The following is a 10,845-nucleotide window of genomic DNA, read 5'->3' as shown; positions in this document are numbered from 1 at the left end:
CCCCCCCCCCCCCCCCCCCCCCCCCCCCCCCCCCCCCCCCCCCCCCCCCCCCCCCCCCCCCCCCTCCCCCCCCCCCCCCCCCCCCCCCCCCCCCCGCCCCTGCACCGACCACACCGATTGGACACAACCTCCATGGCTAGCTCTACGGCCACGATTCTCGACGACGGCGAACGACGGCTCGACACCCTGCTGCTCTCCCGCTGGGAGGCCGACCCGGCGCAGCCCGCCGTGGTCGACGGCGACCGGGTCCTGCTCGCGGGCGAGCTCAGGGACCGCACCGTGCGGGTCGCCTCGCTGCTGTGCGAGCGGGGGGTACGCCCGGGCGAGCGGGTCGCGGTCTACCTGGAGCGCTCGGCCGACTTCGTGGTCGCCGTGGCCGGGGTGATCCTGGCCGGCGCCGCCCAGGTCGCCTTCGACGTCAACGACCCGGTCGCCCGCACCCTCGACATGCTGGCCGACTGCACGCCCCGGCTGCTGATCACCACCCCCGAACTGCGCTCCCGCTTCCCCGAGTTGCCGGGCACCGAGGTCGTCACCGTCGACGAGTGCGCGGCGGCCCGCCCGGCCGGCCCGTTCGAGCCGGCGGCCGACCTCGCCGAGCAGCCCGCGGTCGTCATCTACACCTCCGGCTCCACCGGCCGGCCGAAGGCCTCGCTGATCCCGCACCGGGCGGTGACCACCCGCCTGCGGGCGCTCCAGCGCAGCCACGGACTCGGCCCGGACGACCGGATGCTGCACCACACCGCGTGCAGCTTCGACATGTTCCTGATCGAGGTGTACTGGCCGCTGATCACCGGCACCACCATCGTCATCGCCGCCCCCGGCCGCCAGCGCGACGCCGACTACCTCGCCGAGACCATCCGCGCCGCCGACATCACCATCTTCTACTGCGTGGTCTCGCTGCTGGAGCTGTTCCTGCTGGCCCGCGGGCCCGAGGAGCGCTTCGACGGCCTGCGGCGCGTCCTCACCGGCGGCGAGCCGCTCGCGCCCGAGCTGGTCCGCCGCTTCCACGCCCAGTCCACCGCGCCGCTCACCAACCTCTACGGGCCGAGCGAGTGCACCATCTACTGCACCGCCTGGGTGCCCCCGCGCGACCCCGGCCTGGACACCGTCTACATCGGCCCGGCCATCGAGGACACCACCCTGTGGATCCTCGACGAGGACGGCAAGCCCGTACCGGACGGCGAGCCCGGCGAGCTCTACATCGGCGGCGAGGGCCTCGCCCTCGGCTACCTCAACCGGCCCGAGCTCACCGCGGAGCGCTTCGTCCCGGACCACCTCGGCGACGGCCCCGGCCCGCTCTACCGCTCGGGCGACCTGGTCCGCACCCACCCGGTGGGCGGCCTGGAGTTCCTGGGCCGGGTCGACCTCCAGGTGAAGATCCGCGGCTACCGGATCGAACTGGGCGAGATCGAGTCCGCCGCCCTGCGGGTGCCCGAGGTCCGGCAGGCGGCCGTGGTGGCCCACGGCCGCGGCAGCGACGCCCGGCTGGTCGGCTTCCTGGTGCTCGCACCCGGCGCCGAGCCCGCGAGCGTCACCGCCGCCGTGCGCGAGACGCTGCGCGGCGCCCTGCCCTCGTACATGGTCCCGGCGTCGCTGGCCACCGTCGACTCGATGCCGCTGACCGCCAACGGCAAGCTGGACCGCGCCCTGCTGACCGAGCGGGCCGGGGCCGTCCTGCCCGCCGTCACCGACGAACCGCAAGCACCGCCCGGCGACGGCGTGGCCGCCACCGTCACCACGGTCTGGTGCGAGGTCCTCGGACTGCCCGCCATCGGCCCGGACGACGACTTCTTCGAGATCGGCGGGGACTCCTTCAAGGTGGTCCGCGCCACCCGCAAGCTGGAGGCGCTGCTCGGCGTCGAGGTCCCGATGCACCTGATGTACGACGAGCCCACGGTGACGGCCTTCACCGCCGCCCTGGCCGAGCAGGGACCGGAGGGATCGCGGTGACTGCCCAGGTCGTCCGTTCCTTCGGCGAGCTCGACGCGATCGCCCGCGATCCGTCGGCCCCCGTCGTCACCCTGTTCAGCGGCGGGCTGGACAGCAGCTACCTGCTGCACCGCCTGGCCCGGGCCGGCGCCCGCAACGTCCACGCCGTCAGCGTCGACCTCGGCGAGGACGAGAGCAGCGAGCACAAGCAGCGGATCGCCGACCGGCTCGGCATCCGGCTGCACCTGGTCGACGGCCGGCAGGAGTTCGCCGAGGACTACGTCCGCCCGGCCATCGCCGCGCACGCCGTCTACCTCGACACCCACCCGGTCAGCTCCTCGCTCAGCCGCCCGCTGATCGCCAAGGTCGCCGTCGACACCGCCCGCGAACTCGGCGCCACCACCGTGCTGCACACCGCCAACCGCTCCCAGAACACCCTGCGCCGGCTCAACGGCGCCCTCGAACTGCTCGGCTTCGCCGGACGCTACGGCAGCCCGTACGACCTGGACCCGGTGGACCGGGACCAGAAGATGCGCGAGCTCAAGGAAGCCGGCCTGGAGCAGCTGAGCGAGCGGCTGGTCAGCGGCGACTCCAACCTGTGGTGCCGGGAGTTCGAGTCCGGGATCCTCGACGACCCCGAGGACCACGCCGTGCCCGAGCGGCTCTACCAGTGGAGCGCGCTGCGCCCCGCCGAGGCCCCGGAGGCCGTCGAGGTCGCCTTCGAGGCCGGCCGTCCGGTCGCGGTGGACGGCCGCCGGCTGCCGCTGACCGAGCTGATCGACACCCTCAACCACCTGGTCGGCGCGCACGGCCTCGGCCGGTACAGCGGGCTCGAACACCTGGGCCACGGGCCGAAGGTGCTGGAGATCCGCGAGATGCCCGCCGCCTGGCTGCTGCTGCGCTCGCGCCGCCACCTGGAGACGGCCACCCTCTCCGCCGAGCTGCTGCGGGAGAAGCTGAACCAGGAGCAGCTGTGGGTCCGCGAGGCGCTGGAGGGCCGCTGGTTCGGCGAACTGCGCCGCGCCAGCCAGGCGTTCATCGAGGTCTGCTCGGCGCACGTCACCGGCTCGGTGCGGTGGCGGCTCTCGGCGGGCTCGGCCGAGACCCGGGCCGTCGTCGCCGACCGGCCGCTCTACCTGCGCGACCGGGAGGCCTGGGAGCACCGGTCCGTCGCCGCCGAGCGCGCGGCGTTCAGCCCGAACCAGCCGCAGGAGCGCTGACATGGGCGGCTCGAACCCGACGGACCACCCGGCGCCCCCGGAGTCCCCTACGCCCCCTTCGTCCCCGACGCCCCCGGTGCTGCTGGTCGTCTACGGCCGGGGCTCGGCGACCGCGCGCGGGGTCCTGACCGCCGGGCGGCGGCTGTGCACGGCGGTCTTCTTCGGCGACCTCGGCGACCCGAAGGTGGCCGCCGACCTGGCCCAGCTGCCGAAGTCGGTCACCGTGGTGGACACGTCCGGCCTGACCGAGGAGCAACTGTGCGACCGGGCCGCCGAGTTCGGCGCCTCCGGAGTGATCACCTTCAGTGACCACCTGCTCCGGACGGCGTCCGCCGTGGCCGCGCGGTGCGGAGTGCCGTTCCACGACCGCGCCACCGTCGAGGTCCTGGTCGACAAGTTCCGCCAGCGCGAGGCCCTGGCGGCGGCGGGCGTACAGGCCACCGCCTGCCGGACGGTCCACTCCGCCGCCGACCTCGGCCCGGCCCTCGCCGCGACCGGGCTGCCCGCCGTCCTCAAGCCCCGCTCGGGCGCCGGCAGCGTGGACACCTGCCTGGTCCGCACCGCCGCCGAACTGGCCGACCGGTACGCCGAGTTCACCGAGGGCGTGGCGAGCCCGGCGGTGTTCGTGCTGGAGGAGTACCTGGTGAGCGACCCCACCGTGGTGGGGGAGTTCTGGGGCGACTACGTCTCGGTCGAGTCCGCGATCCGCGACGGCGAGATCCGCACCGTCGCGGTCACCGGCAAGCTGCCACTGGCCCCCCCGTTCCGGGAGACCGGCTACTTCACCCCGGCCCTGCTCCCCGCCGGCCTGGCCGACGAGGTCGTGGCCCTGGAGCAGCGCGCGCTGCGGGCGCTCGGTATCCGCGAGGGCGTCACCCACACCGAGATCAAGTTCACCCCCGACGGGCCGCGGCTGATCGAGGTCAACGGCCGCCTGGGCGGGCACGTCTCGGACGTCCTCAAGCGCTCCGCCGGGACGGACCTGCTCGCCCTCGCCCTCCGGCTGGCACTCGGCGCGTTCGACCCGCCCCAGCCGGTGCTCGCCCTGGGCGCAGGCTGCCCGAAGGTGGCGTTCCAGTACTTCATCTCCCCGCCCGCCGACGGCCTCGCCCCCGGCCCCGGCGAGGTGCTCGACGGCCTCCACCACCTCCCCGGGGTGGACCTGGTGGACGCCACGATCGACCCGTCCTGGCGGGCCGACTGGCGGGCCGGCACCGAGTGGCTGATCGGCACGGTCTACGGCACGGTCCCCGGGCACCCCGAGCTCCGGGCCACCGTCGAGGGCATCCACCGCACGATGGCCGACTTCTGGTCCTGACGGCTCCCTGAGCCCCCCTGCCTCGACCCCAGCCCCCTTCACCCCGCCCAACCTCGCACCCCTGGAGTCAACTTGCCGCGGCGCATACGCACAGCCACCCACGCGGCGGTGGCAGCCGTAGTCTCCGGCCTGGTCCTCGCGCTGCTCGCGCTGGGCATCGGGCCCGTCCCGGCCCTCGGAACCGCCCTCGTCCCCGGGGCCGGTGCGTGGGACTCCGCCGCCGGCGCCGAACTCCCGCACACCGAGACCCTCACCCTGGCGGGCCTGAACGCGCCGGTGACGGTCGCCTTCGACGACAACGGCGTCCCCACCGTCAAGGCCGCCTCCGACACCGACCTGTTCCAGGCCCAGGGCTACCTGCACGCCCGCTTCCGGCTCGCCCAGCTCGACCTGGAGCGGCGCGCCGGACGCGGACGCCTGGCGGAACTCAACGGGCCCGGGAGCGTCGAGTCCGACCGCTTCGAACTCCAGATGGGACTCCTGCGCACCGCCGAGGCCACCTGGGCCGCCACCGCGCCCGACAGCCCGGCGGGCCGCGCCCTCACCAGCTACACCCGGGGAGTCAACGCCTGGATCTCCGAGCTGCGCCACAACGGGCAGTGGCCGGCCATCTTCTCCCTCACCGGCGTCTACCCGGCCGACTGGACCCCGGTCGACAGCCTGGTCATCCAGGAACTCCTCACCCAGAGCATGGACTTCACCAGCACCCCGCTGGACTACGCGATCTTCCGGGAGTCCCTCGGCGAGGAGCGCACCATGGACTGGTTCCCGGTCCACGCGCCCAACGACCAACGGCCGTACGACGTCGGACCGTACCGCGACCTCGGCATCGCGCCGCTGCCCCCGAACGTCAACACCGCCGGGCCCGACGGCCAAGCCGCCGCCAACCGGTCGGAGCCGCGCCCCGCGCCCGTCGCCCCCACCGGGAAGCCCGACCCCGCCGGGGAGGCGACCGCGGCCCACACCCTGCTGGACACCATCCGCGCGCTCCCGGCCACCCAGGTCCACACCTTCCCGGACAGCAACGCCTGGGCGGCGAACGGCCCGGCCGTGGCGGGCGGCAACGCGATGCTCGCCGGCGACCCGCACCTGCCGATGACCCTGCCCTCGTACTGGTACCAGATCGCGCTGTCCTCGCCGGAGACCGACGTCACCGGCGCCAGCATGGCCGGCATGCCCGGCGTGCTGATCGGCCGCAACGCCAACATCTCCTGGTCCCTGACCGACGGGCAGAACCAGTCGACGGTCTTCTACAGCGAGCAGACCAGCCCCGACCACCCCGGCCAGTACTTCTGGAACAACGCGTGGCACCCGATGCAGCGGGTGGAGTACACCATCCCGGTCCGGGGCGGCGACACCGAACACCTCGCCGTGGACCTCACCGTGCACGGGCCGGTCCTGACCCGGGCCGGGCAGACCACCTCGGTCAGCTGGATGGGCAACATCCCCTCCCCCGACCTGGCCGTCCTGCTCTCCGTCAACAAGGCCCGCGACTACCAGGAGTTCCGCACCGCGCTCGCCGACTGGCACGCCCCCACGCTCAACTTCGCCTACGCCGACGGCGGCGGCAACATCGGCGTGGTCGCCGCCGGGTACTTCCCCCTGACCAAGGGCGGCAACCCCTGGTTCCCGCTGCCCGGCACCGGCGAGTACGACGTGGTCGGCGCCATCCCCTTCGACGCCACCCCGCAGGTCTACAACCCGCCGAACCACGTGGTCGCGACCGCCAACCAGCGCCCCGTCTCCGCCGACTACCCGTACTACATCGGCACCACGCTCAACGCCTTCGACAACGGCTACCGGGCCAACCGGATCTACCAGTACCTGGAGAGCCACCAGGCGATGACCAGCGCGGACTTCACCACCCTGCAGAACGACGTCACGGACTACCTCGCCACCGTCATCCTGCCGCACCTGAAGACCGCCCTGGCCGACCAGAAGCTCGACCCCCGCCAACAGGCCGCCCTCGACGTCCTGAACCGCTGGGACCACACCATGAAACCCGGCGTCGCCGGCGGCCCGATCTGGTGGACCTTCTGGAACGACTACCTGGAGACCACCTTCCAGCCCTGGTGGAACCACGCCAAGGTGCCGGTCGAACGCGACCGCCTGTACCTCAAGGTCTCCAGCGCCCTGCCCAGCCTCGACGAGAACCTCGAAGCCTGGACCCTGCACGACCCGACCAACCCGGCCTTCACCTCCCCCGGCGGCCCGACCCGCACCGCGACGGACGCCATGCGCACCGCCTTCGCCCAAGCCGTCTCCGAACTGTCCCAGGACCTCGGCAACGACCCCGCCACCTGGACCTGGGACCGCGTCCACACCCGGCAGATCCCCTCCCTCACCGGCGCCGAAGCCCTCGGCTACGGCCCCGAGCCCGCCGAGGGCGACCGCTGGACCGTCAACGCGGCCGACGGCGGCATGAACTCCACCTTCGGCCCGAGCTGGCGCATGGTCGTCGACTGGAAGGGCCCGAACACTGCCACCGCGCAGGCCGTCTACCCCGGCGGCCAGAGCGAGAACCCGGCCTCACCCTGGTACCGGAACTTCATCCCGTACTGGTGGGAGGGCCGAAACCCGCCGCTCCTGATGGCCGCCGACCAACCCGCCTCCACCAAGGTGTGGACCCTGCGACCGGGAGCCTGACCACCATGACGACCCCCCACCTCCGCACCCTCCTCCCCACCCTCCTCGCCACCGTGGTCATAGCCCTCGGCTCCCTCTACTCCCTCTGGTACCTCCCCTTCCTCTGCGGCCTCGCCCTCGGCGCAGTCACCGCCCTGCGCGGCCAACGAGCCCGCACCGCCGTCCTCACCGCCACCACAGCCGCCCTCGCCGGCTGGGCCGCCCCCCTCCTGTGGCGCGCCGCCACCGGCGAAGCCGTGGCCGGCACCGCCCGCACCCTCGCCGCCCTCGCCGGCCTCCCGGCCCTCGCCTCCCTGATGATCACCGCAACCCTCCTGATCAGCCTCCTCCAAGCCCTCCTGGGCGTCTGGCTGGCCCGCACCACCACCGCCACCCTCCGCCCCACCCCCTGACCCCACCCCCACCAAGACAAACGATGGCCCGGCCCGCTCAGCGGCCCGGGCCATCGTCGTTCCGTGGTCTCGGTTTCGGTTTGCCGACCAAGTCGACGGCCTCGGCCGACGTATCCACGGGACTCCGGGCCCACATCCGCCCAGACGGAGCTGAGGTCGAACCCCCCGTCCCAGGTGTTCAGCAGTGCCTCGAATCACCGCCTGAATCAGATCCTCAGCAGCACCCCCGGCCGCCAGGGCCTTGAAACACCAAGGTCATATCCTGGCCGATCATGCAGAGCATTGACTGGGACGACGTCCGGGGGCGGGTACGCGCGGTGCGCGAGGAGCAGGGGTGGAGCGGGCCGGGGGCTGAGCTGGCTGCGCCGCTGACCGAAGTCCAGGTGGTGGAGGCGGAGCGGCAGTTCGGGATCACGTTTCCGGCGGACTACCGGGAGTTCCTGCTGCGGGTGAGTGCGGGTGGACGGTGGCCCAGGGAGTTGCGGCGGGGACCCGACGGATGGCACTGGGCAGAGGACGCGGACACCCAACTGGAGCGGCTGCACGTGCCGTTCCCCGATCACGACACCGCGCTGGCGGCGAGTGACGAGGTGTGGGAGAAGTTCGTACGGGAAGAGGACTACGCCAACCCTGCCGACTTCGAAGCCGCCCGGGACGCTCGGAACGAGGCCGTGGAGGCGGCGGAACGGGACCGGGTCACGGGCGGTGTGTTTCTGGCGGGCCATGGCCACAACTTCAGCACCCTGCTCATCGTCAGCGGTCCGGATCGCGGCAGTATGTGGTTCGACGGCCGGCCGACCTGCGATCGCCTCAACCCGCTGCTGACGGATGCGGGGCGACCGGCCGGCTTCGGCGAGTGGTACATCGACTGGCTGGAGCACGAGGAGGGTCTGACGACCCCGGAGCTGGAGAAAGCCGCTCGCGACCAGTGGCACCGCGGTGTCGGCACGCCCATCTGGCTCCGCTGGTTCGACGACTGGGAGGACAACCGCCGCGGTCGGTAGCCCACTGGCCACGAAGGCGCCGGTCATCGCCAGGGCCCTGGCAGGGGCCACGGCAGTGTGATCGGCAGGGAACGGTCACCAGGCGGCAGTGATGTGAGCAGACTGGAGTGATGAACTCCGGGACAGGGCTTGGCAGCGGCGCTTGGGGCTTTCGCAGCACGGGAAGTCGGACCGGCCGACTTCCCGTGCTGAGAGCGGGATCCGTAAGGCGCTCCCTTAAAATCCCACGGTGAAGATCTGGACGGAGCGCCCTGCCAAAGCCGACGTCGAAGCGGTCGTCTGTCGCTACTTCAGTCTGCTCCGAGCCGGCCGGATCCCCGAGGGGCCACGAGGGCACCGGCTTCTACGTCGAGATCACCTACCGCGCGCGGATCATCGAGGTGTCATTGAGCTTCTGGGTGAAGCCCACCAACGCCGGCTGGGTCCTCGCGGGACCGGCCACCCTCTGGTAGGAGGACGAACGAAACGCAGCACGATCCGGACGCCGACGCAATCTCCAGATGCCCGCTCAGACGGTCGTCGACTGGAGCTGGTGCGGCATGTTCCAGCCCTCGGCGAGCCTCGACGGGTGAACGTTGGCTCCCCCGCCGAAGAACTCGCAGAACTTCATGATCAGCGGATCCCAGCCGAGCGGATCCACGTAGTGCGTCCCGGGGATGACGAGGCTCTCCTCGACATGGGCGCGAAGGACCTCGACCTCGAAGGCGGTCGCGTGCGGCTCGGGACCGCCGAAGGGGTGGGCCGAGACGACCTTGCACTCCAGCTGGACCGGGCATTCCGCGACCCTGGGGGGCCGGACCAGGTCCGACGCCTGCTCGGTCAACTGCGCGACCGAGAACTTCTCCGGCTCGTACCGGTAGCCCTGCTTCACCTTGTAGTCCGCCACGACCGGCTTCCCGGTGGTGAGCGCGATCCGGTCGACGGCATCGACCATCGCCGACGAGGGCAGGTTGAGCACGCACTCGCCTTCCCGCAGCAGGTTCGCGGTGGTCTGGCCGTTGTTGCCGAGACCGAGCATGCAGGATTGGCCCAGCCACCACACCGAGGACATCGGCGCGAGGTTCGCCGTGCCGTCCTCGTTGAGTGAGCTGATCAGCACCACCGGAGTTCCGAAGTACAGGACCTTGAGCCCGGGGACGACGTGCATGCGCTGTGCCTTTCGCGAAGTGCCGGACGAACAGGTCCGCGATCAGGAACACGAACCGTCGCCGACTCTCTCGTGGGCGAGACACCTGCGCTGGCGGAAATGTGACACCGCGTTTCGGCCGAGTGCGGTCGAAGACGGCAGCGGCAACGGCAACGACGACGCTACGGTCCGGGTTCGGGGCGGCCGAGGACGGCGTCCGCTTCGCTGAGCATGCGCCGCCGTTCGGCCAGAACGCCGTCGAACGCGGTGGCGTTCTGCTGGATCAGGGTGCGCTGGACGGCGGTCTCGGCCTCGTTCCAGATCCGGACGAGCCCGGTCTCCTGTTTGCAGACGACGTCCGCGAGGGCGGTCGTCCGTTCCTCGCCGGTGGCTCGTTCGGACGGCCAGGTGCCGGTCTGGAGCGGCGTCGCGTAGTCGTACCCCGCCCGCTTCATGCACCGGGACCACGCGGTGACGACGGCCACGACCTCCGGCGTCTTCGCCGACTGCTCGAAGGACTCCTGGTTGGCCGACCGGACCACGTAGGCGTCTCCCGGGTAGCCGGTAGTGCCGGTGATCCGCCGCGCGGCGGACTCCTGGCAGCCCTGCGGGCCGGTGAGCGCCTTCATCTGTGCCGGGGAGAGCGGTGCCTGCGTCGGGGCCGGGTGGTCGGGCAGGTGGTAGCCGACGGTGCGGGCGCCGGTGGCGCTGGTCAGACCGTAGCGCCGTTCGTACCGGCCCAGCAGGGGTGCCTGGACGCCGGCCGGGGCGGGCGGTTGGAGGCCGGCGCTTCGCAGGCAGTCGGCGACCAATCGGTCCAGGGCGGTGTGCAACCGGGCCTCGTCGGCGGGCGGGAGGAAGTACGGGTCCAGCGGCAGGGAGATGACGGCGGGGCCGTCGGTGGCGGCCCCGGGCGTGAAATCAGGTGTGACCTCAGGTGTGACCTCAGGTGTGACCCCGGGTACGGCCTCCGACGTGACGGCGGCGGCGGAGGGCGGCGTGCCGGTGGCGCCCCCTCCGCTCGTGGAAGTGGAGCAGGAGGCGAGCAACAGGCAGCAGGTGACGACAGCTACGAGCGGGGCCGCGAGCGGGGCGGCGAGCCGTGGTGCGTTCATGGTGACGTGGCCTCGAATCTCTGCGCCGCCGGGGGGGCCTCGCAAACCGGGAAGATTATCCGGTGGCTCTGGTGGTTGGCATGTGCCGAAGA

The 10,845-nt window shown here is 72.3% G+C and carries 8 protein-coding genes; 6 read left to right on the top strand and 2 right to left on the bottom strand.

The features are described from left to right. Nucleotides 1-132 precede the first annotated feature (132 nt). From AC07AL_RS26225 to AC07AL_RS26200, 6 genes are all read left to right on the top strand, one after another. Nucleotides 133-1,953 (top strand): non-ribosomal peptide synthetase, encoded by a 1,821-nt coding sequence (locus AC07AL_RS26225; protein ID WP_331744777.1) that lies wholly within the window; start codon nt 133-135, stop codon nt 1,951-1,953. Beyond that, on the top strand, nt 1,950-3,152 hold the full coding sequence (locus AC07AL_RS26220) for an argininosuccinate synthase-related protein (RefSeq protein WP_331744778.1): 1,203 nt from the start codon (nt 1,950-1,952) through the stop codon (nt 3,150-3,152). Before AC07AL_RS26225 ends, AC07AL_RS26220 begins: the two co-directional genes overlap by 4 nt. Nucleotide 3,153: 1 nt before the next feature. Next, nucleotides 3,154-4,470 carry an ATP-grasp domain-containing protein gene (locus AC07AL_RS26215; RefSeq protein WP_331744780.1) on the top strand — a complete coding sequence of 439 codons (1,317 nt, stop codon included), beginning with the start codon at nt 3,154-3,156 and terminating at the stop codon, nt 4,468-4,470. 108 nt (nt 4,471-4,578) lie between these two features. Then, nucleotides 4,579-7,116: a penicillin acylase family protein gene (locus AC07AL_RS26210; RefSeq protein WP_363584444.1), complete on the top strand. Its 2,538-nt coding sequence runs from the start codon at nt 4,579-4,581 to the stop codon at nt 7,114-7,116. Nucleotides 7,117-7,121: 5 nt separating this feature from the next. After that, nucleotides 7,122-7,508 carry a hypothetical protein gene (locus AC07AL_RS26205; RefSeq protein WP_363584442.1) on the top strand — a complete coding sequence of 129 codons (387 nt, stop codon included), beginning with the start codon at nt 7,122-7,124 and terminating at the stop codon, nt 7,506-7,508. 272 nt (nt 7,509-7,780) lie between these two features. Then, nucleotides 7,781-8,512, top strand: coding sequence for an SMI1/KNR4 family protein (locus AC07AL_RS26200; RefSeq protein WP_363584440.1), 732 nt, complete (start codon nt 7,781-7,783; stop codon nt 8,510-8,512). Nucleotides 8,513-9,020: 508 nt separating this feature from the next. Here the strand turns inward: AC07AL_RS26200 and AC07AL_RS26195 are convergent. Both AC07AL_RS26195 and AC07AL_RS26190 read right to left on the bottom strand, forming a co-directional pair. Then, nucleotides 9,021-9,659 (bottom strand): flavin reductase family protein, encoded by a 639-nt coding sequence (locus AC07AL_RS26195; RefSeq protein ID WP_331744786.1) that lies wholly within the window; start codon nt 9,657-9,659, stop codon nt 9,021-9,023. A 161-nt stretch (nt 9,660-9,820) separates the two neighbouring features. After that, nucleotides 9,821-10,753, bottom strand: coding sequence for a hypothetical protein (locus tag AC07AL_RS26190; protein WP_363584438.1), 933 nt, complete (start codon nt 10,751-10,753; stop codon nt 9,821-9,823). Nucleotides 10,754-10,845: the final 92 nt, after the last annotated feature.

This window comes from Kitasatospora sp. NPDC043949 (genome assembly GCF_056435365.1).
Note: the sequence above shows the minus strand (reverse complement) of the source record. Positions and strands in the feature narration are given on the sequence as shown.